The following is a 20,794-nucleotide window of genomic DNA, read 5'->3' on the forward strand; positions in this document are numbered from 1 at the left end:
TACCCCATTTACAAATCACAATAAATACGTTAAAATAGTCCCGTAATAAGATTGCGGGACTTTTTATTGTCTTTTTGTACAGGTTTAGTTGGTCAATTTTTGATGAAATTATTGTTTGTTTATGTTGAAGTTTTGGCGCAAATTTGCTACAATAAGAACACAGGAAAAAACCACCCTGTAAAATCATGTAATAAAAAGCCGCACGGCCTTTTATAAAATTTTTGATTGGAGATGTTTCTACTATGGCTATGGATGCTTTCAGCGCCTCCCTGATGAAGGACAAGAGAGAGATCGTCATTGCCCCGACTATTTACAAGTTTGACACCTTTGGTGCTTTCGCTGAGGAGTTCAAGCTGGGCGAGCGCGACGTCGTTCTGACCAACGAATTCATCTACAAGCCCTTCATGGAAGAGCTTGGCCTCAAGAGCAAGTTCGTATTCCAGGAGAAGTTCGGTGCAGGCGAGCCTTCCGAGGCTATGATCGAGACCATGTACGAGGCTATTCCGTACGATTCCTACGACCGCGTAATCGCAGTAGGCGGCGGTGCTATTATGGACCTTTGCAAGCTGCTCGGCTGCAAGCGCCCGACCTCCGTACATGAGCTGTACTTCAAGCGCGAGCCTGTTGTACATGAGAAGGAAGTTATCGCTATCCCGACCACCTGCGGTACCGGTTCTGAGGTTACCAACATTTCTGTTGCTATCGTTAAGGACGAGAAGGACGGCAAGCTGACCGGCGGCGATACCAAGCTCGGCCTGGTTTCCGACGACATCATCCCGAACAAGGTTTGCCTGGTTCCGGATCTGCTTAAGACCCTGCCGTACAAGCCGTTCGCAGCATCCGCTATCGATGCTCTGATCCACGCTACCGAGTCTTTCCTGTCCCCGCACCGCAAGACCGTTACCTCCGAGATGTTCTCCGTTAAGGCTATGGAGATGATCCTCGAGGGCTTCCGTCGCATCGCTCTGGAAGGCCCGGACGCTCGTATGGATTACCTCGGCGAGTTCGTTCACGCTTCCCTGTTCGCAGGCATCGCATTCCTGAAGGCCGGCTGTGCAACCGTACACGGCATGTCCTTCCCGCTCGGCGGCACCTACCATGTTCCGCACGGCGAATCCAACTACGCTCTGTTCGGCAAGATCCTCGAGATGTACGACGAGTACGAGCCGGCTGGCGAGCTGGGCAAGTTCAAGGAAATCGTTGCTCGTTGCCTGGGCTGCACCAAGGACGACGCTCTGCGTACCCTGAACGTAACCCTGGAGAAGGTTCTGCACCTGAAGCCGCTGCATGAGTACGGCTTCAAGGAAGAGGACGTTAAGGCATTTGCACTGTCTGTTGATGCAAACCAGCAGCGTCTGATCACCAACTCTTACCGTCCGTGGAGCATCGAGCTCAGCGAGCGCGTATACAAAGAGTGCTTCTAATTTCCGCATGTAACGCCTGAATAGGGCGGGGAGTCCCGTCTCCCCGCCCTATTTTCTTTATTCATGTTATGTGTACCAAATTGTAATGAGAAAGGATACTTGATCACTTATGATGACCAAAGACCAGTACATTGAGTCCCTGCGCAAGCTGAACCTCAATCTGTATATGTTCGGTAAGAAGGTAGAGAATCCGGTTGACGACCCGGTTATCCGTCCTTCCCTGAACTCCTTCGCCGCTACCTACGAGCTGGCTGAGGACCCGCAGTATCAGGATCTGATGACTGCTACCTCCCACATCTCCGGCAAGAAGATCAACCGCTTCACCCACATGCATCAGTCCACTGACGACCTGATCAAGAAGGTTAAGATGCAGCGTCTGCTCGGTCAGAAGACTGCAGCCTGCTTCCAGCGCTGCGTAGGCATGGACGCTATGAACGCTGTATTCTCCTCCACCTACGAGATCGACGAGGCTTGCGGCACCAAGTACCACGAGAACTTCCTCAAGTTCCTGACCCGCGTGCAGGATGAGGACCTCGCAGTTGACGGCGCTATGACCGACGTTAAGGGCGACCGTTCCCTCGCTCCGTCCAAGCAGGCTGATCCGGATCTGTTCCTGCACGTTGTAGAGCGCACCGCTGACGGCGTATACGTTACCGGCGCTAAGGCTCACCAGACCGGCTTTGTAAACTCTCACGAGGTTCTGGTAATGCCGACCATCTCCATGCGCGAGGGCGACGAGGACTACGCGATCTCCTTCGCTGTACCGACCGATTCCAAGGGCATCACCCTGATCTACGGCCGTCAGTCCTGCGACACCCGCAAGATTGAAGAGTACAACGACATCGACGTAGGCAACAAGGTATACGGCGGCCACGAAGTTCTCGTTATCTTCGACCGCGTATTCGTTCCGAACGACCGCATCTTCCTCAACGGCGAAGTTAAGTTTGCCGGCATGATCGTAGAGCGTTTCGCAGGCTATCACCGTCAGTCTTACGGCGGCTGCAAGGTCGGCGTAGGCGACGTTCTGATCGGCGCTACCGCTCTGGCTGGCGAGATGGCTGGCTCCTCCAAGGCTTCCCACGTTAAGGACAAGCTGATCGAGATGACCCACCTGAACGAGACCCTGTACTGCTGCGGTATCGCTTGCTCCTCTCAGGGCACCAAGACCAAGGCAGGCAACTACCTGATCGACCTGCTGCTGGCAAACGTCTGCAAGCAGAACGTTACCCGCTTCCCGTACGAGATCGCTCGTCTGGCACAGGATCTGGCAGGCGGCCTGATGGTAACCCAGCCGTCCGAGGCTGATTACCGCAACCCGGAGCTCAAGCCGTACATCGAGAAGTACCTCAAGGGCGTTGCTTCCGTTCCGACCGAGGACCGTATGCGTCTGCTGCGCCTGATCGAGAACATGACCATGGGTACTGCAGCTGTCGGCTATCTGCCGGAGTCCATGCACGGTGCAGGCTCGCCGCAGGCTCAGCGCATCATGATTGCCCGTCAGTCCAACCTTGAAATGAAGAAGGAACTGGCAAAGAAGATTGCTCGCATCAAGTAATCTCTGAGCAAACTATAGGCACTCATGGAGCACCCGTGAGTGCCTGTGTTTGCGTTATACCATACTGTTCCCATATGGAAACATCTTGAAAGGGGTTGTGCGCCTTGCTGCGCTGCACGGTAAAATTCTGCGGCGGCTGCAATCCGCGCTATGAGCGCGGAGACGCCTACAAGGCGATTTGCGCTGCCCTTCAGGACACCGCCTCATTCTCCTATCCGGAGGACGGTGTTCCTTATGACGTACTGCTGATCCTGCGCGGCTGCACCGGCTGCCCGTATCTCTATGAGGAGATCGAAGCCGCGCACCGTGTTGTTGTTGCCGCAGCGGATGAGATTCCGCAGGCGATAGATAGAATCAGGTCTTTCACGTCACAGGCGTGACCACTGTAAAACCGGTCGCACTATTATCAGGAGGATTGATAAACATGAAGAAAGTAAGCATCATCACCCCGGAGGAAGCTGCTCTGAAGGTTCAGGACGGCGATACCATTGCTACCGGCGGTTTCGTATCCTGTGCTTGCCCGGAGACCCTGTCCAAGGCTCTCGAGAAGCGTTTTCTTGAGACCGGCCACCCGCAGAACCTGACCCTGTTCTTTGCAGCCGGTCAGGGCCACCGCGATGGCACCGGCGGTGACCATTACGGCCATGAAGGCATGGTTAAGCGCGTTATCGGCGGCCACTGGGACCGTGCTCCAAAGCTCGGCGAGCTGGCTCTGAACAACAAGATCGAGGCTTACAACCTGCCGCAGGGCGTTATTTCGCACATGTACCGCGATATCGCTGCTCACAACATCGGCACCATCACCCACGTTGGCCTGAAGACCTTCGCTGACCCGCGCAACGGCGGCGGCAAGCTGAACGACGTTACCAAGGAAGATCTGGTAAAGATCGTTAACATCGAGGGTCAGGAGCGCCTGCTGTACAAGGGCTTCCCGATCAACGTTGTATTCCTGCGTGCTTCCTACTGCGATGAGTACGGCAACTGCACCGTACATCGTGAGATCGGTCCTCTGGACGTAACTGCTATGGCTCAGGCCTGCAAGAACTCCGGCGGCAAGGTAATCGTTCAGGTTGAGAAGATCGTACAGGGCGGCTCTCTGGACCCGAAGCTGGTTGCTATCCCGGGCATCTATGTTGACTCTGTTGTAGTCGGCACCGAGGAGGAGAACATGCAGTGCCTCGGCATGCCGTACGACGGCGCGCTGACCGGCGAGTTCCGCATCCCGGTTGACGCTATCCCGCCGATCCCGATGGACGCTAAGAAGATCATCGCCCGCCGCGCTGCTATGGAGCTGCCGCAGGACGCTATCGTAAACCTCGGCACCGGCGCACCGGAGAAGATCGCTAACGTAGCTGCTGAAGAAGGCATCTCCGACAAGATGACCCTGACCGTTGAGGCAGGCTCCATCGCAGGTGTACCGTACGGCGGCACCCAGTTCGGCGCTGCTGCTAACGCACAGTGCATCATCCCGCACAACGTACAGTTCGACTTCTATCAGGGCGGCGGCCTTGACGTTGCATTCCTCGGCCTGGCTGAGACTGCTCCGAACGGCGACCTGAACGTATCCAAGTTCGGCACCCGTCTGGCAGGTGCAGGCGGCTTCATCGACATCACCCAGAACGCCAAGAAGGTTGTTTACTGCGGCACCTTCACTGCAAAGGGCCTCAAGACTGAGTGCAAGGACGGCAAGCTCGTTATCACCCAGGAAGGCGCTAAGAAGAAGTTCGTTAAGCAGGTTGAGCACATCACCTTCTCCGGCGATTACGCTAACGAAGTACATCAGCCGGTTCTGTACATCACCGAGCGCTGCGTATTTGAGCTGCGTCCGGAAGGCGTTACCCTGACCGAGATCGCTCCGGGCATCGACCTGCAGACCCAGATCCTCGACCAGATGGAATTCGTTCCGAAGATGGCTGACGAGATCAAGACCATGGACGCTCGCATCTTCCGTGACGAGCTGATGGGTCTGGCTAACGACTAATCAATTCTATTTGTGCAGATTACGCAAACGGGAACTGGACTTTTCATATAATTTTACAGAATCGACCAATTCCCCTTGCATTCTGCAGAATAGTTTGATAAAATATTAACGAACTCAAGAAAATCGAGTTTCCATCACCATGCGGCGGCATAGTTTTTTCGCCGCATCAGTAGAAAAGGAGAAACAGCTAAATGAACGTTTACATCTGTTCCGCTGCCCGTACCGCAATCGGCACTTACGGCGGCACCCTCCGCGATGTACACTCCTCCGAGCTTGGCACCGCTGCTGCAAAGGCAGCTATCGAGCGTGCAGGCGTTGACAAGGAAGCAATCGACGAGGTTCTGTTCGGTCAGGTACTGCAGGGCGGCGTAGGCCAGAACGTAGCACGTCAGGTTTGCCTGAAGTCCGGTCTGCCGATCACCACCCCGGCTATGACCCTGAACAAGGTTTGCGCTTCCTCCATGCGTGCCATCTCCCTCGGCACCCAGATCATCCGTTCCGGCGAGAACAAGATGATGCTGGTAGGCGGCTGCGAGTCTATGTCTGGTGCTCCGTACATCTCCCGCGATACCCGTTGGGGTGCTCGCATGGGCGACAAGAAGCTGGTCGATATGATGGTATACGACGGCGTATTTGATGTATTCAACCAGTACCACATGGGCATCACTGCAGAAAACGTAGCTGAAAAGTACGGCATCACCCGCGAAATGCAGGACGAGATCGCTCTCGCTTCCCAGCAGAAGGCAGCTGCTGCCATCGCTAACGGCCGCTTCAAGGACGAGATCGTTCCGATCGAGGTTAAGAAGAAGAAGGAAACCGTTATCTTTGATACCGACGAGCATGTAAAGCCGAACACCACTCTGGAGATTCTCGGCAAGCTGCGCCCGGCATTCAAGAAGGACGGCGGCACCGTAACCGCAGGCAACGCTTCCGGCATCAACGATGCAGGCGCTGCAATGATCATCGCTTCCGAGGAGTTCGTTAAGGCAAACGGCCTCAAGCCGCTGGCTAAGGTTCGTGCTTGGGGCTCTGTAGGCTGCGATCCGTCCATCATGGGCGTAGGTCCGATCGAGTCCACCCGTCAGGCTCTGTCCCGCGCAGGTCTGACCGTTGCTGACCTCGACCTGATCGAGTCCAACGAGGCATTTGCTGCACAGGCTGCTGCTGTTAACCGTGAGCTTGGCTTTGATATGGACAAGGTTAACGTAAACGGCGGCGCAATCGCTCTGGGTCACCCGATCGGTGCAGCCGGCTGCCGCATCACCACCACCCTGATCCACGAAATGATCAAGCGCGACCTGACCATCGGTCTGGCTACCATGTGCATCGGCGGCGGTATGGGCGAAGCTATCATCGTTGAGCGCGACGAATTGTGCAAGTAACTTCGCCTTGCACTCTAGGGGACTTCAAAAGTCCCCTAGATACACACTTCAGTTCCGTAGAAACTGAAGTGTGATACCCGAATGACGCCGCCCAAGGCGGCTGAGTCGAGGTGTAAAAACCGAGGTACACGCCCCCGGTTTTTACGAACAGAAGCTCGCTTCTGTTCTATTTTGACTGCAAACATCCTTTGGATGTTTGGTAATCTCCGAACGGAGATTGCTTTTGAGCGTTTTACGCTCATAGCACATATTCTGAAAGGAAGTCTTAAAAATGACTGACGTAGTAATCGAAAAAAAGGGTCATGTTGCGATCGTTAAGATCGAGCACATGAAGGCTATGAACGCTCTGTCCACCGACATGTACGCACAGCTGGAAGAGGCATTCGACGAGCTGGCTAAGGATCTGGACGACGTTTATGCAGTAGTTCTGACCGGTTCTTCCACCGTTAACAAGAAGGGCAAGACCGTTAACTCCTTCGTTGCAGGCGCTGACATCTCCGAGATGGCTACCAAGACCTGTGCAGAAGGCAAGCTGTTCGGCAACGAGTCCAACCGCGTTTGCTGGAAGATCGAGAACTTCAAGCGTCCGGTTATCGCTGCCATCAACGGCTTCTGCCTCGGCGGCGGCTGCGAGCTGGCTATGTCCTGCGACATCCGTCTCGCTTCCGAGAACGCTTCCTTCGGTCAGCCTGAAGTTGGTCTGGGCATCACCCCGGGCTGCGGCGGCACCCAGCGTCTGGCTCGCTTCGTAGGCGCAGGCAAGGCTAAGGAAATGCTGTACACCGCTCGCGCTAACTACACCGCTCAGGACGCTCTGGACATGGGCCTGGTTAACTACGTATATCCGCTGGAGAACCTGCTCGATGAGGCTGTAAAGCTGGCTGAGGAGATCGCTGCTCAGGCTCCGATCGCTGTTTCTCTGGTTAAGGAAGCTGTAAACGTTGGCATGCAGACCGACCTGAACTCCGCTCTGAAGTTCGAGGGCAACTGCTTCGCACAGTGCTTCGCTACCGAGGATCAGAAGTACGGCATGGCTTACTTCCTGGACAAGAACCGCGACAAGCCGGCTAAGGAATTCAAGAATAAGTAAGCATTGAGACAGTCGGACCGCACAATTCAAAACCAGATTGTGCGGTTTTGACTAATCAATATTCGCAATACCTGTTCATCCATCCGCAAAGAGTGAGAGAGAGGTTAATTTAGCATGAAAGTTTGTGTATTCGGCGCTGGCAACATGGGCGCACGCATCACTGAGGTATTCCTGAACGCAGGTCATGACGTTACCATGATCGACATCAAGCCGGAGTTCACCGAGCGCGGCAAGACCGTTATCACACACGATTACGAGTTCCTCGTAAGCAAGGGCAAGATGACCGCAGAGCGCAAGGACGAGCTGCTCGCTTCCCTCAAGACCTCGGTTGACCGCAAGGACGCTGCCGATGCTGACTTCATCATGGAAGTTATTCTGGAGCGCATGGATCTGAAGAAGGACCTGCTGGAGGATCTGGACAAGATCTGCCCCGCTCACACCATCTTCGCTTCCAACACTTCCGGTCTGTCCATCACCGAGATGGCTGCCTGCATCCCGCACCGTTCGGACAAGTTCATCGGCTGCCACTTCTTCAACCCGGCTCAGATCATGAAGCTGGTTGAGGTTACCCGCGCGATCCAGACTTCGGACGAAACCTTCCAGACCGCATTTGACCTGATGGCATCCCTGGGCAAGACCCCGGTTGCCGTTAAGGAAGGTCCCGGTTTCGTTGTAAACCGCATCCTGATCCCGATGATGAACGAGGCAATGGGTATCGTTGCTGATGGCATCGCTTCCCCTGCTGATATCGACGTTGCTATGCAGCTTGGCGCAGGCATGAAGTCCGGCCCGCTGCACACCGCTGACCTTGTTGGCCACGATGTAAACCTCGCAATCATGGAGACGCTGTACCGCGAGACCGGCGATCCGAAGTACCGTCCGCATCCGCTGATGCGTCAGATGGTTCGTGCCGGCTGGCTGGGCGTTAAGACCGGCAAGGGCTTCTTCGACTATGATGGTCCTTTCGGCAAGGAGATCGTAAAGAAGTAATCGCTTTGCAATATGAAAAGCATCTGTGCTTCGGCATAGATGCTTTTTATTTTCTCAGCCTGTATTTTTTGCATATTGCACAAAGAATACAAGTAATGTTTATTTAATTCGCTAATTTTTGACATAAGCTATGGTAATTTTTTAACATACACGATATAATATTAACTGTATGGGAAATATATTCTAACCAATGCTGCAGAGGCGGTAAATGCTGCCAGATCACCGCACAATGCCGCAAATACAGCATATCTGGTTCGGTTTAAACCAAGGTGCCCGCTGTACACGCTGATTGTGTACAGGCTGGTTTCCGAGGCTCCCAGCATCACTGCGGCCACGCGTCCGGCATAGCTGTCCGGTCCGCAGCGTCGTATAATTTCACTGCCCATTGCCAGTCCTCCTCCTCCGCTGATCGGCTTCAGCAGGGTCAGGGCTGTGCATTCTTTCGGTATGCCCAGTATACGCAGTGCGGGCGCGAGCACGCTTGCCGCAATATCAACGGCACCTGAGGCGCGCAGCATGAACACGACTGTCAGCATCCCGACCATAACAGGCAGTATCTGCACCGCGGTTTTCAAACCGACGGCTGCACCGCGCAGAAAAGTTGGAAATACGTCCACGCCTTTGCACAGCGCATACAGGCTGATTCCCGCCAAAAGTGCCGGAATGAGCGCGTTCTGCAAAATCTGCAACAATCTCCCTCCTTGTATTATTTCCCTTGCTTGGAAATTTTTTGATGATTGTTTGCTTATTCGACAAATTTCTTGCTTTTCATGTGTGATAATACTACTTGTAAGGCGCACTTACCTGTCCCGCTATTCCCCATCCGGAAAAAAAGGACGCAGCAGCTTGCTGCTGAGCAGCACCGCCGCAACGGAAGCCGCAGAAGCTCCCCACACCGGCAGCATAATATCAAATGGCGCGTGTGCTCCGCAAGCCGCACGAACCGCCGCCACCGTAGACGGAATCAGCTGAATTGAGGTTGCGTTCAGCACGATCAGCGTCAGCACGGTATCCGGCGCTCCGCTCCGCCCTGCAAGAACATACAGCCGCTCTGACGCACGCAATCCCAACGGCGTTGCCGCGTTGGATAACCCCAGCAAATTTGCCGTTACATTGGCGCTTACTGCTTCCATCGCCTGTTTATCCTGCGATGCGCTTCCGAACAAGGGACGCAGAACAGGAGCCATCAGATGGGACAGCCGCTCTGCCAGTCCGGAAGCCTGCAGCAGCTCCATCACACCGCTCCAGAAGCACATCAGCCCGGTGATACTGATTGCCAGCGTGATCGCTTCCGCAGCCCCTGTGGGTACCGCTGCCGTAACCTCTGCCAGCCTGCCCGTGACCGCACCGCATAGCAGCGCCATACAAAGGAACACCGTCCAGATAACGGACAGCATATCGTGTTCCCCCCCTTCCGTCCAACATCCCGAGTGAGTGGGATTTGGTAATACATTTTTTATGATAAAGAAATGGAGTGTGTTGAAAATGAAATCCACCGGTATTGTTCGTAAGGTTGATGAACTTGGTCGCATCGTGCTCCCGATTGAGCTGCGCCGCACTATGGGCATCGAAGTAAAGGACGCTCTGGAAATCTACGTTGACGGCGATCATATCGTCCTCAAGAAGTACGAGCCGTCCTGCGTATTCTGCGGTAACGCAAAGGACATTATCCACTTCAAGGGTAAGAATGTCTGCAGCGATTGCGCGCATGAGCTCGGCCTGCTTTAAGCCTTTACATAGCAACACTGTCACGCTGCTTCTGTTTGCCGACTTTCCGCTTGGAAAGTCGGTTTTTTTATTTTTCACCGCGTCGCTGTGCCGCTTCGGCGCGGTATTTCGCCTGTGTTGCTCTGCCGCCGCGTATGTGCCGCTCCTGCTTGTTCACCTGCAGAACGGTCTGTACGCGCTCATACAGCTCGGTATTCAGCTTTTGCAGGCGCGTTGTGATATCCTTATGTACGGTTGACTTGGATATTCCGAACCGTGCCGCAGTCTGCCGCACGGTGGCCTTCTGCTCGATCATGTACTGCGCCAGACGGATCGTGCGCTCCTCCGGTAAGCCCTTCACCGCTGTTTCCCTCCTGCCTGATGAGGTTTCATCTGTGACAGTGTATGTGGATTCGGGGACGGTTAGAACGCATTTGTATCCGTTTAAGGGCAAAAGAAAACGCGCTGCTATTGCAGCGCGCAGTCTGTCGAAAAAGTCGTATAGTCAGCATTTCGCGCGGCAGCGCGCACGAAACAGCATTTGCTCTGCAAATGCTCAAAAAGGGTGAGCATGTATCACCCTTTTTGAACTTCTGGAGGGAGAAAGTTTCTGTATAGGAACTTTCGGACGACTTTGGAACGGCCCACGGTCCGTTCCTGCTTGTCGGCGAAACTGTAGTTTCGCGACAGCCTCAGCGCTGCTATTGCAGCGCGTGCATTCCCTGTGTGTGATAGGTGATCAGCTGATTCAGTCCGGCACGGACTTCGCTCGGGCGAACGCGGTTCTTGAGGATATGTACCGTCCCGTCCACCAGATTGCGTGCCATGATCTGCGCCATCATCGGGCTGTTCTCCTCGTCAGCCAGCATGGGCACGATCTTGGACGCAATCAGCTCAATCATTACCGGCCGCAGGTTTTCATATCGAGTGCCGTTGGCCTGCTCCATGATAAGAAGAAGGCCGTATTTCTCCGCCAGCAGCAGTGAGAGTACCTCCTCGGTGAGCAGCATCCGGAATTCCTGCGCGTCCATGTTCAAGTCAAACCGCATGCTGCGGAAGCGCAGGATCATGCGCTTCAGGCCGTCTGCAGCGCTGTCGGTCAGCTCGTAGAACAGCTCCTCCTTGTTTTTGAAGTAGTGGTAGAGGTTGCTCTTGCTGATATTTACCTTGTCCGCGATCATCTGCAGTGAGGTGCGGTCGTACCCACGCTGCAGGAATAAATGCTCGGATTCGAGCAGAATTTTGTGTCGAAGTTCGTCTTTTAGTACCTGCACAATAAGGACCACCCGTTCATTTCTTACATTTATTATAAAACAGGGCGACATAAATTGTCAAGAAAGCATAAAAAATTGAGAATGGAAAATGTAGAATCAGCGTGATGTTTTACCTTTGCGTGGGAGCACAATGTGCTCTCCCTGCGGGATATCGTATGCATACCGTTACAAATAGACGGCCATTATTTTCAATTCTTCTCAACCAAAAAGCGTAAAAAAAGAACCCGAAAATTCGGGTTCTTTTGCTTTGCACTTACGCGCCGAATACCTTGAGGACAAAGCCTGCGGCAACAGCGGAGCCGATAACACCGGCTACGTTCGGGCCCATCGCGTGCATGAGCAGGAAGTTTGCCGGATTGGCCTTCTGGCCCTCAACCTGCGAAACGCGGGCTGCCATCGGAACGGCAGATACACCGGCCGAGCCGATCAGCGGGTTTACCTTGCCGCCGGTCAGCTTATACATAACCTTGCCGAACAGCAGGCCGCCGACGGTCGAGAACGTGAACGCGATCAGGCCAAGGATGATGATCTTGATTGTCTCCCAGGTCAGGAAGGTGGACGCAATCGCCTTGCAGCCTACCGACAGACCGAGGAAGATGGTGACGATGTTGCACAGCGCGTTCTGCGCGGTGTCGCTCAGGCGGTCGGTCACGCCGCACTCACGCAGCAGGTTGCCCAGCATGAGCATGCCGATCAGCGGAGCGGTATCCGGAATCAGCAGGATAACGATGATGGCAACTGCGATCGGGAATACGATCTTCTCGGTCTTGGAGACCTGACGCAGCTGCTCCATCTTGACCTCGCGCTCCTTCTTGGTGGTCAGCAGACGCATGATCGGCGGCTGGATAAGCGGTATAAGCGCCATATACGAGTACGCCGCAATAGCGATGGCGGGCAGATAATCCGCTGCCAGACGGGATGCGACCAGAATGGAGGTCGGGCCGTCCGCACCGCCGATGATGGCGATGGCTGCCGCAACCTTGCCCGGGAAGCCGAGCACAAGCGCGAGCAGAAATGCGGAGAAGATGCCGAGCTGTGCCGCTGCACCCAGCAGCAGCGAGGACGGACGCGCGATCAGCGGGCCGAAGTCGGTCATGGCACCGATGCCGAGGAAAATGATGGACGGATAAATCGCATGCTGGACGCCCTGATAGAACACCCACAGCATACCGGGACTGGAACCGTCAACCGGTGCGTTGAGCAAACCGGTCAGCGGCAGATTGGCCAGCAGCATGCCGAATGCAATCGGAACGAGCAGCAGCGGCTCAAACTTCTTGCCGATACCCATGTACAGCAGCACGCATGCAATGATGATCATGATCAGGCTGCGCGGATCCTCCGCAAAGGACGCGAAGCCCGAGCTTGCCAGAATGCTGCCTAATGCACCGAAAAACGAAAATTGCATAGTACGTGCCTCCCGTTACATCGTGCAGAGTGCTGCGCCGGTCTGTACGGAAGAGCCCTTCTGTACGCAGACAGAGCCGACCGTGCCGTCATGCGGTGCGCAGATCTCGTTCTCCATCTTCATGGCCTCGAGAATAAACAGCACATCGCCGCCCTTAACGGCCTGACCTGCCGTGCATCGGATATCCAGAATGGTGCCCGGCATGGGCGCTGCAACGGTCTCGCCGCCTGCAGGCGCTGCTGCGGGTGCGGGTGCTGCTGCCGGAGCCGGCGCTGCCGCGGGTGCCGGCGCTGCTGCAGCCGGTGCCGGTGCGGGAGCCGCGCCGGTCGGAACTGCGCTTACCGACCCCTTTTCTACTTCTACTTCAAACTGCTTTCCGTTAAGCGATACCTGATATTTCATGTTTCTTTCTCCCCTTAAACCGCCTTGATGGACTTAAATACAAGCTGATCGAGCGGAATGCCCGTTTCGTGGCTGACAATAGCCATAACGCAGGCCGCCTCCACCTCGCTGACGCCTTCCAGCTTGACCTGCGGAACCGGTGCAGGTGCTGCTGCCGGAGCCGCAGCCGCCGGAGCCGCTGCACTGACCGAAGCCGGATGCGCGGTGTGCTTTTCGAGCGCGCCCATCACACGGGAAATAACAGCGATGACACCCCAGAGAAGTGCCAGCATCAAAAATACAATAACGATACCGGACAGGGCGATCATGAGCGCGTCCAGTACGCTGATCGGATCGTGTACCATGCTCACTTAACCTCCTTGAACGAATAGCTTGCGGTGAAGGTCTGTTCCCGACGCTCAAAGAACTGCTCTGCCTGCTGCGGGAATGCGATATAGGACAGGACGTCCTCTTCACTGCGGGCATGCGTGCCGAGATGCTCGCGTGCAGCCGGAAATTCCGGCTCGAGCGTATCGGCAAAGCGGCCGGTCATCGGCTGCTCGTCACCGAGCACCTGCTTGGCGAGCTCGGGATTGACTTCGCCCGGTGCCTTGCCGTATTCGCCGCGGATGTAGCTCTTGATCTCCTTGCCGATCGACTTGTAACGGCCGCCGAGGAGAACGTTGACCGTTGCCTGTACGCCGACCATCTGCGAAAGCGGCGTTACCAGCGGCGGATAACCCATATCGGCACGCACGCGCGGCGTTTCGGCGAGTACCTCGTCGAGACGGTCGATTGCGTTCTGTGCCTTCAGCTGTGCTACCAGGTTGGACAGCATGCCGCCCGGGATCTGGTACACGAGCGCATCGGTCTTGGTGGACAGGACATACGGGTCGAACATACCGCTCGCCGCGAACTTGTCCTTGACCGGCACGAAAAATTCGTTGATCTCATGCAACGTTTTGGAATCCACGCCGCAGTCATAGCCCATCTGCTGGAGCGCGTAGACCATGGACTCGGTTGCCGGCTGGCTGGTGCCGCCCGACATGCACGAGGTCGCACAGTCGATGCCGTCCGCACCGGCTTCCGCTGCCTTCAGATAAGTCATATAACCCAGACCGGTGGTCGCGTGTGTATGCACATAAACCGGGATTTTGATGTTCTGCTTGAGTGCGGTAACCAGGTCATAGCACTCCTGCGGAGACATGATGCCCGCCATATCCTTAATGCACAGCGAGTTGCAGCCCATGGCTTCGATCTGCCTGCCGAGCGAAACGAACATCTCCAGATTGTGGATCGGACTCAGTGTGTAACAGATACAGCCCTGTGCATGGCCGCCTGCCTTGAGGCATTCGTCCACAGCGGTCTCGATGTTGCGCAGATCGTTCAGCGCATCGAAAATACGGATGATATCCATGCCGTTCTCGATGCACTTGCGGACAAAACGGCGCACGGTATCATCCGAATAGTGATGATAGCCGAGCAGGTTCTGACCGCGCAGCAGCATCTGCAGCTTGGTGTTCTTCATGTGAGATTTGATCTTGCGCAGACGCTCCCACGGGTCCTCATGCAGATAGCGCAGGCAAGAATCGAAGGTCGCACCGCCCCAGCACTCAATCGAGTGATAGCCGGCCCGATCCATCTCATCGAGAATGCCCTCGAAATCCTCAAACGGCATTCGCGTCGCAATCAGCGACTGCTGCGCGTCACGCAGCACCGTTTCGGTGATGTGCATTTGTTTCACAAGTATGCCCCCTCCTTCGGGAAATAAATGGGTGTCGTGATTCCCCTCATTAACCCCATATATATAATTGTATCATATCACTTTCTGCACCCGCTTGCAAGATTATGATTTTCTAATTTTGCACAGCTGCACTTTACTTTTTTCACCGCATTCGGAATTGACTTTTTCGCTCCAATGCAGTAAGATAGATATATCGCGTGTTGCGACTCTGCGCGAAGGAGCCGCTCGCAAAAACTTTTGTTTTTTATGTCTCAGTAGCTCAGTTGGATAGAGCACACGCCTCCTAATTATCGGATGCTTCTTGTTCTTTTTCCTGTGAAAACTTCATATTTTTTTCATTTGTCTCAGTACCTCAGTTGGATAGAGGGTTCGCCTCCTAAGCGGCAGATTGTTCGATTCCTTCGAGCCTTGAAAATTGCATAAAACTTATAAATGTCTCAGTAGCTCAGCTGGATAGAGCACACGCCTCCTAAGCGTGGGGTCGGAGGTTCAAATCCTCTCTGGGACGCCAGAAAGCACCGCTGCAAGCCTTTTTTCGGGGTTTGCAGCGTTTTTTGTTCCTCCTTCTCCCGGTAATTTCACTTCCGTTACCGGGAGATTTTTATGCGCCGCATGATGTATATTTGCTAATTGGACTCGAACGCTTTTCAGAAATTTGCTAAGAAAATTCTGCGTTTTGCTAATTCGATTTTTCGGATCACTTTGCCGGGGCTTGCGCTGCTATCAGGGCTGCAAGTGCACTTGCCAGCTCCGGTGATTTCTGCAGCTGCTCCACAAGACTTGCAATATCCGGTGCTGCAGGCTCAGATTTTGCCGATTCTTCCGGCGGACGAACATTATGAAGGTCACGCGCGAAATAAAACGCTTTTTCAAATTTCTGCGCATTGACCTTTCTATCCTCGTCCAGAATATGAGCATATACCTTGGTAATCATGTCAGTTTCGGCATGTCCCGTATCGCCTTGTGTCGCTTTCAGATCGCCGTGGTTCAGTTTCAGCTTATAGGTGGTACTCGAATGACGGAGCGAGTGAAAAACAACCTTCGGCAGACCTGTACTCTCGCGCAGCTTTTCAAACTCCTTGTTGATGATACGATCCTCGCAGGGCCGTCCATTGGGAAGTGCCACAACCAGATCGAAGTCCTGATACTCGTCGCCCAGGAAGCCTTTCAGCTCGTCCTGGGACTTCTTCCATTCCCGCAGAATGTAAGCCAGTGTTTTTGGCAGCCACACCTTACGGATACTGGAATCGGTTTTCGGCTTTTTCAGAATAATTCTTGTGCTGGTGTTCGGCATGAGCGGAGTGAAGATGTAATAGATATCCTTCTCACCCAGTGTTTCAATCGCCCGTTTGGAAGCCCGTGTCAGCTCCTTGTCGATGTAGACATAGGCATTATCCGCAGCAATATCTTCATCGGAAATATGGACGTTCTCCCAGGTCAGCCCCAGGATTTCACCCATACGCAGAGAGCAGGCAAAGGAAAGATTCATTGCTACATAGAGCTTGCTGTCCGTGCATTTGTCCAGGGCAAGACGGATCATATCCGCTGTCCAGATATCCCGTTTCGCATACTCCGTTTTCGGGAGGATCACATTGTCAAAGGGATTTCTTGCAATGATTTCCCATCGTACTGCCTGCTTAAACGCACACCGCAGGAGCTTGATGATCTTTTCAATGGTCTTGTCGCTGACATAGGTGGTAACGGCCTTTCGGGTCTTGGTAGACACCGACTTGGTTTTCTGTAAGGTCTGGATATAACCGTCAACTACACGCGGCGTAATCTCCTGCACCTGCATATTCCCGATAATCGGATTGATATAATTTGCGATGAGCGACGTCTGTCCGTCATACATAGATACGCCCCACTTCTTTTCACCATACAGATGTACAAAATCACGCAGAAAATCTGTGATAATCTGATTGCTCGGCGAAAGAAAAGTTCCTGTGAACTGCTGATTTTCAATCTCCGCCTTGCGCTTCAAAGCTTCATTGTGGGTATGATATGTTTCCCACTTCTGTTTATTTTCTCCGTTCTCGTCTACATAGCTGTAAATGACGGAATAGTTTTTCTTGCGCTTGATAATAGATGCCATAGTATTACTTCCCTTCTCCGATCACAGGTCAAGAGAATCCAGCCACTCATCAAATGACCGTTTGGAAATTCGTATAGCGTTACCAATTCGCACGATTTTGAAGTGCCCTTCTTTTACAAGGATATATGCGGAAGTTCTTCCGATGCCCAGGATTTGAGCAATATCGTCTACCGTATACGTCCTTCTTTCAGGGGTTTCTTTCTTCGTGCCGTTCCATGTTTGAGACATGAGAACCCCCTTTCAGTTATGAAAAGGAACAGCACGAATATGTGTGGGTAATATAACTTCCACTATTATTTTACCGTGCTGCTCCGTGCTTGTCTGCTGCTAATTGAAAAGTTTACGATCTATCCATAAACTTTCAAAAAAGAAAAGTAGGCTTACGGACGGCTGCTGGCACAGCTCCACGGGAGTCTAACCCCGGCCCATGCTGATGGGTGCGGCGCACAATGCTTTGTGGGCGTTCAATGCGCGAGTATCTTTGACCCTGCCCGTGTGTCATCGCCCGCAAGCCGCCACGCTTGCTTTGCGGCCTGGTGCTGTTCGCTCGCCCGTTACAGTGGTCCCGTCCTGCGGACTTGAAACGAGGTCATGGCGCACCGGTCGTATGGCTCGGCACAAACAGGAATGTATCCGTTTGCCTTATACTGCGGCGTTGGTCTCCCAACGGGCTTTCTTTGTCAAGGTGCTGCCTCCGGCTACGAAAGAGAGAAACAGGGAAAGGGTAAGCTGTTTCCGCTTTCAGACCGGGCTTGTCAACTCATGCTGACAATGGAATGAATGAGCTTGATCTCCAATCGGCGCTTCATGTACTCGTCCACCCGAACATGGGGCTGACCGTCAGGATCGTAAAGCGTCCGGGTGCAGAGCTTATTGATATAGCCCTCATAATACCGGAGTACCTGATCCACAGCCTGAGAGTCCCCGTTACGGGCGGCGTCGATCACCGAAAGAGGAAGAAGCTCCTTGCCCTTGTAAGTGGGGTTCTTCATACCTTCAACCTCCCTTCGGCATGAGTGCGGCCAACTTGATCCGCAGCTCATTGAGTGATTTTGCCCTTCGCCGCTGAACGGCGCTGCGAGACATTCCAACAAGGCTGCCAACCTCCTGATCTGGCAGGTCCAGAACAAAATGCAGGATCAAAATACTCTGCTCCTGAACGGACAAACCGGCGAAGGCATCAGCCACAAGCTCATTTTCAATATGTAGGTCATACCCGTGGGACGAGAATGTAAATCTGTCACTGGGGTAATGATCTACAACGCAGAGCTTGTCCATCTCCATTTGCGGAAGGTCGCTGAATGACAGTTCCCTGTCACGGCGCCTCTGCATTTCCCGAAGGTAGTCGATTGCCTCATGGTACAGTACCAGCTTGCAGTAAGCATCGAACTGGCACCGCTCGCCATAGTTATTGTGGGGGATCATATCCATCTTTTCACCCCCTTTCTTGGGGGAATGAGGTGGGTTTCTCCCTTTCCGCTAACAAGGCGAACGCAAAGCCGCTCGCTACCCGCTAAAAGCTTCCTTTTTGAAAATTTCTTAAAAATTTTTTTCGAGGCGGGCTTGTCCTCGGAAAACAGCAAAAAGCGCCCAGCAAGTCGCAACGGACCTGCTGGACGCAGAAATGTTTTATAAAGAAGATTGCTTACATGGTATAGTTCATATTCAAAGCCGGACGACTCCGACGGAGGTGCTACGCTTTTTTTAACTGGTGCCGATCATGGATACTGCGAAAAAGAGAAAAGGACACGGCAAAATAACCTCCAATCGGCTACCGTGTCCCTGCAAGTCGTCATTGGTTTGTGTAAACGCAAAGAAACGGCGGCTCTGATTTCTCAAAACCACCGTTAGGGTAATAACTTAAAATGAGCGCGCAAAATCACCTGCCCCAGCCAGCGGTTTTTTTCTTTCCCCGTAGTCGGGGCAGGTTCATGCGCTATGCAATTATTCTTCTTTAGCTCCTATTAAGCTGATATTTTTTGCTCTGCGTTCCACATAGCAGCATATTTTCCGCCTTTCGCAAGCAATTCTTCATGGGTTCCCGATTCAGCAATCCCACCATCACCCATTACAAGGATTTGGTCTGCATTTTTGACAATGGAAAGGGTATGAGCAATCATTACCACTGTCTTTTTCTCTTTTAACAGATTGGCGATGGCCTGCTTTACGGCAAGCTCATTTTCAATGTCAAGAGATGCTGTTGCTTCATCCAAAAGCAGGATGGGGCTATTAGCGCGGGCTATTGAAATTCGCTGACTGGACGAAATGCAGGCGCAGGGCCGCAGCATTTTCGACACCGACCTTGCCGTGGCATATTATGCCCGCGTTTCGACCGACAAAGACGAGCAAATCAACAGTCTGAGCAACCAGAAACGCTATTTTGAGGACTGCATTGCCGAAAATCCGCACTGGAGGTTTGCCGGCGGCTATGTGGATGAGGGTATCAGCGGCACGTCGGTCGAGGGGCGCGAGCAGTTCCTCAAGATGATCGAGGATGCCAAACGCGGAACATTTGATCTCATTATCACCAAGGAGATCAGCCGTTTCGCCCGAAACACGCTTGACAGTCTGCGCTACACGCGCGAGCTGCTGTGGTTCGGCGTGGGCGTGTACTTCCAGAACGACAACATCAACACCTTCGACAAGGACGCCGAACTGCGGCTCACCATCATGTCCTCGATTGCACAGGATGAGGTGCGTAAGCTGTCCGAACGCACACGCTTCGGATTCAAGCGGGCGCAGGAGAACAGCGTTCTGCTCGGACAGAACAACCTGTTCGGCTACAACAAGACAGATGGACGGCTGGAAATCATTGAGCTGGAAGCCGCCATCGTCCGTGAGGTATTCGAGCGCTACGCCGCCGGAGAACTCGGTCTGCGGGCGATCGCCAACGACCTGGACAGCCGCGGCATACGCGGACGGCAGGGCCGTCCGTTCCATTATTCCACCCTGTACGGCATGATCCGCAACCCGAAATACAAGGGCTGCTATGCCGGACGGCGGTACGCCTCCCGTGATTACCGTGACAAGCGCAGCTACCGCCTGAGTGAGGACAAGTGGCTCGTACACGAGGATGACCGCATCCCCGCCATCGTGTCGGAGGCGCTGTGGGAGCAGGCCAACCGGCGGCTGTAACTCTCCTACGGTTTACAGCCACGAGCTGGACCGTATTCTCGCGCGTGTCTTTGCGCTGATGACCGAGGAACAGTCCGCCGCCGTGCAGGAATACATCGACACGCTCCATGCCTTTGCCGCCCGGCAGGACAGCGGCCCCGCCCTCGCCCAAGTCGAGCAGGAGATGGCGGCACTCGGAAAGCGCAAGGACAAGCTGCTCGATCTGGTGCTTGCGGGAGCGCTCTCAAATGAGGAGTTCAAGCAGCGCAACGAAGTCTGCAACGAGCAGCTTGCCGCACTCGAGGAGCGGCGCAGCTCCCTGCAGAACGCAGAGCAAACCCTTGCGGAACGCATCCGGCGTGTGGAAAATCTGCGCCGCACGATCGAGGAACAGTGGCAGGCGAACTGCGGCTTTTCGCGTGAAATGTCCAAGGCGCTGGTGAACCGCATCGTTGTGGATGCAGACGAGAACAAGACCTATATTTCTCTGGATGTTTTCCTCACCGCCGGCCGAGAGTCCTGCACGGATCCGGTGCTTCCCGCCGCATCACAAGCCTCAGATGCACCGCTGAAAATGACCTTTCCGCGTCCGCGCTCCGGTCATCAGGGCGGGTATGAGGTGACGTACTGTGTACGGTGACATCTGGATTGAATC

General features: G+C 54.0%; 22 protein-coding genes, 1 tRNA gene and 1 pseudogene. 11 read left to right on the top strand and 13 right to left on the bottom strand.

The genetic code is table 11. From position 1 onward, the window contains the following. Positions 1-242: 242 nt before the first annotated feature. From PG722_RS11960 to PG722_RS11990, 7 genes are all read left to right on the top strand, one after another. Positions 243-1,424 carry a 4-hydroxybutyrate dehydrogenase gene (locus tag PG722_RS11960; protein ID WP_227109720.1) on the top strand — a complete coding sequence of 394 codons (1,182 nt, stop codon included), beginning with the start codon at positions 243-245 and terminating at the stop codon, positions 1,422-1,424. Between the two features lie 109 nt (positions 1,425-1,533). Beyond that, positions 1,534-2,979 carry a 4-hydroxyphenylacetate 3-hydroxylase family protein gene (locus PG722_RS11965; protein WP_110437400.1) on the top strand — a complete coding sequence of 482 codons (1,446 nt, stop codon included), beginning with the start codon at positions 1,534-1,536 and terminating at the stop codon, positions 2,977-2,979. Positions 2,980-3,083: 104 nt separating this feature from the next. Next, positions 3,084-3,359, top strand: a complete 276-nt coding sequence (locus PG722_RS11970; RefSeq protein WP_110437399.1) for a hypothetical protein — start codon at positions 3,084-3,086, stop codon at positions 3,357-3,359. A gap of 44 nt (positions 3,360-3,403) precedes the next feature. Beyond that, positions 3,404-4,960, top strand: a complete 1,557-nt coding sequence (locus PG722_RS11975) for an acyl CoA:acetate/3-ketoacid CoA transferase (RefSeq protein ID WP_110437398.1) — start codon at positions 3,404-3,406, stop codon at positions 4,958-4,960. 191 nt (positions 4,961-5,151) lie between these two features. After that, the gene (locus tag PG722_RS11980) at positions 5,152-6,342 is read left to right on the top strand and encodes an acetyl-CoA C-acetyltransferase (RefSeq protein ID WP_118481064.1); all 1,191 of its coding nucleotides are present in this window, start codon (positions 5,152-5,154) and stop codon (positions 6,340-6,342) included. Positions 6,343-6,613: 271 nt separating this feature from the next. Further along, positions 6,614-7,432 (top strand): enoyl-CoA hydratase-related protein, encoded by an 819-nt coding sequence (locus PG722_RS11985; protein WP_118286159.1) that lies wholly within the window; start codon positions 6,614-6,616, stop codon positions 7,430-7,432. A gap of 114 nt (positions 7,433-7,546) precedes the next feature. After that, positions 7,547-8,422: a 3-hydroxyacyl-CoA dehydrogenase family protein gene (locus PG722_RS11990; RefSeq protein ID WP_270580676.1), complete on the top strand. Its 876-nt coding sequence runs from the start codon at positions 7,547-7,549 to the stop codon at positions 8,420-8,422. A gap of 161 nt (positions 8,423-8,583) precedes the next feature. On the opposite strand, the gene PG722_RS11995 is transcribed toward PG722_RS11990, so the two are convergent. Then, positions 8,584-9,111: a spore maturation protein gene (locus PG722_RS11995; protein WP_330417200.1), complete on the bottom strand. Its 528-nt coding sequence runs from the start codon at positions 9,109-9,111 to the stop codon at positions 8,584-8,586. A 123-nt stretch (positions 9,112-9,234) separates the two neighbouring features. After that, the gene (locus PG722_RS12000) at positions 9,235-9,819 is read right to left on the bottom strand and encodes a nucleoside recognition domain-containing protein (RefSeq protein ID WP_270580677.1); all 585 of its coding nucleotides are present in this window, start codon (positions 9,817-9,819) and stop codon (positions 9,235-9,237) included. Positions 9,820-9,907: 88 nt separating this feature from the next. On the opposite strand from PG722_RS12000, the gene PG722_RS12005 reads away from it, so the two are divergent. Further along, positions 9,908-10,150 carry an AbrB/MazE/SpoVT family DNA-binding domain-containing protein gene (locus PG722_RS12005; protein WP_110437393.1) on the top strand — a complete coding sequence of 81 codons (243 nt, stop codon included), beginning with the start codon at positions 9,908-9,910 and terminating at the stop codon, positions 10,148-10,150. A 67-nt stretch (positions 10,151-10,217) separates the two neighbouring features. Here PG722_RS12005 and spoIIID read toward each other — a convergent pair whose 3' ends face one another. The 6 genes from spoIIID to PG722_RS12035 form a co-directional block, all read right to left on the bottom strand. Further along, positions 10,218-10,490, bottom strand: coding sequence for a sporulation transcriptional regulator SpoIIID (gene spoIIID / locus PG722_RS12010; protein WP_117492171.1), 273 nt, complete (start codon positions 10,488-10,490; stop codon positions 10,218-10,220). Between the two features lie 340 nt (positions 10,491-10,830). Further along, entirely contained in the window at positions 10,831-11,403 is a 573-nt protein-coding gene (locus PG722_RS12015; RefSeq protein ID WP_158557297.1) for a TetR/AcrR family transcriptional regulator, read from the bottom strand. 253 nt (positions 11,404-11,656) lie between these two features. After that, positions 11,657-12,808: a sodium ion-translocating decarboxylase subunit beta gene (locus tag PG722_RS12020; protein WP_110437381.1), complete on the bottom strand. Its 1,152-nt coding sequence runs from the start codon at positions 12,806-12,808 to the stop codon at positions 11,657-11,659. A gap of 15 nt (positions 12,809-12,823) precedes the next feature. Further along, positions 12,824-13,210: a biotin/lipoyl-containing protein gene (locus tag PG722_RS12025; protein WP_270580678.1), complete on the bottom strand. Its 387-nt coding sequence runs from the start codon at positions 13,208-13,210 to the stop codon at positions 12,824-12,826. A gap of 14 nt (positions 13,211-13,224) precedes the next feature. Beyond that, positions 13,225-13,554, bottom strand: a complete 330-nt coding sequence (locus PG722_RS12030) for an OadG family protein (RefSeq protein WP_118360156.1) — start codon at positions 13,552-13,554, stop codon at positions 13,225-13,227. A 2-nt stretch (positions 13,555-13,556) separates the two neighbouring features. Then, positions 13,557-14,924 (bottom strand): pyruvate carboxylase subunit B, encoded by a 1,368-nt coding sequence (locus tag PG722_RS12035; RefSeq protein ID WP_243105701.1) that lies wholly within the window; start codon positions 14,922-14,924, stop codon positions 13,557-13,559. A gap of 443 nt (positions 14,925-15,367) precedes the next feature. On the opposite strand from PG722_RS12035, the gene PG722_RS12040 reads away from it, so the two are divergent. Next, a tRNA-Arg gene (locus PG722_RS12040) sits at positions 15,368-15,444 on the top strand. A 186-nt stretch (positions 15,445-15,630) separates the two neighbouring features. Here the strand turns inward: PG722_RS12040 and PG722_RS12045 are convergent. From PG722_RS12045 to PG722_RS12065, 5 genes and pseudogenes are all read right to left on the bottom strand, one after another. Next, complete coding sequence (locus PG722_RS12045; protein WP_270580679.1) at positions 15,631-17,025, bottom strand: site-specific integrase; 1,395 nt, start codon at positions 17,023-17,025, stop codon at positions 15,631-15,633. Positions 17,026-17,046: 21 nt separating this feature from the next. Continuing rightward, positions 17,047-17,253 carry a helix-turn-helix domain-containing protein gene (locus PG722_RS12050; RefSeq protein WP_005541444.1) on the bottom strand — a complete coding sequence of 69 codons (207 nt, stop codon included), beginning with the start codon at positions 17,251-17,253 and terminating at the stop codon, positions 17,047-17,049. Between the two features lie 527 nt (positions 17,254-17,780). Continuing rightward, positions 17,781-18,017: a helix-turn-helix domain-containing protein gene (locus PG722_RS12055; RefSeq protein WP_270580680.1), complete on the bottom strand. Its 237-nt coding sequence runs from the start codon at positions 18,015-18,017 to the stop codon at positions 17,781-17,783. 4 nt (positions 18,018-18,021) lie between these two features. Further along, on the bottom strand, positions 18,022-18,456 hold the full coding sequence (locus tag PG722_RS12060; RefSeq protein ID WP_270580681.1) for a sigma-70 family RNA polymerase sigma factor: 435 nt from the start codon (positions 18,454-18,456) through the stop codon (positions 18,022-18,024). Positions 18,457-18,989: 533 nt separating this feature from the next. Next, positions 18,990-19,280: pseudogene (locus tag PG722_RS12065) on the bottom strand (ABC transporter ATP-binding protein); the annotation flags it as partial. Positions 19,281-19,290: 10 nt separating this feature from the next. Between PG722_RS12065 and PG722_RS12070 the strand changes: the two are divergent. Both PG722_RS12070 and PG722_RS12075 read left to right on the top strand, forming a co-directional pair. After that, the gene (locus tag PG722_RS12070) at positions 19,291-20,160 is read left to right on the top strand and encodes a recombinase family protein (RefSeq protein ID WP_270580682.1); all 870 of its coding nucleotides are present in this window, start codon (positions 19,291-19,293) and stop codon (positions 20,158-20,160) included. A 58-nt stretch (positions 20,161-20,218) separates the two neighbouring features. Next, positions 20,219-20,779: a hypothetical protein gene (locus PG722_RS12075; RefSeq protein WP_270580683.1), complete on the top strand. Its 561-nt coding sequence runs from the start codon at positions 20,219-20,221 to the stop codon at positions 20,777-20,779. Positions 20,780-20,794: the final 15 nt, after the last annotated feature.

The sequence above is a fragment of the Butyricicoccus sp. OF27-2pH9A genome (genome assembly GCF_027693185.1).
Taxonomy (GTDB): domain Bacteria; phylum Bacillota; class Clostridia; order Oscillospirales; family Butyricicoccaceae; genus Agathobaculum; species Agathobaculum butyriciproducens.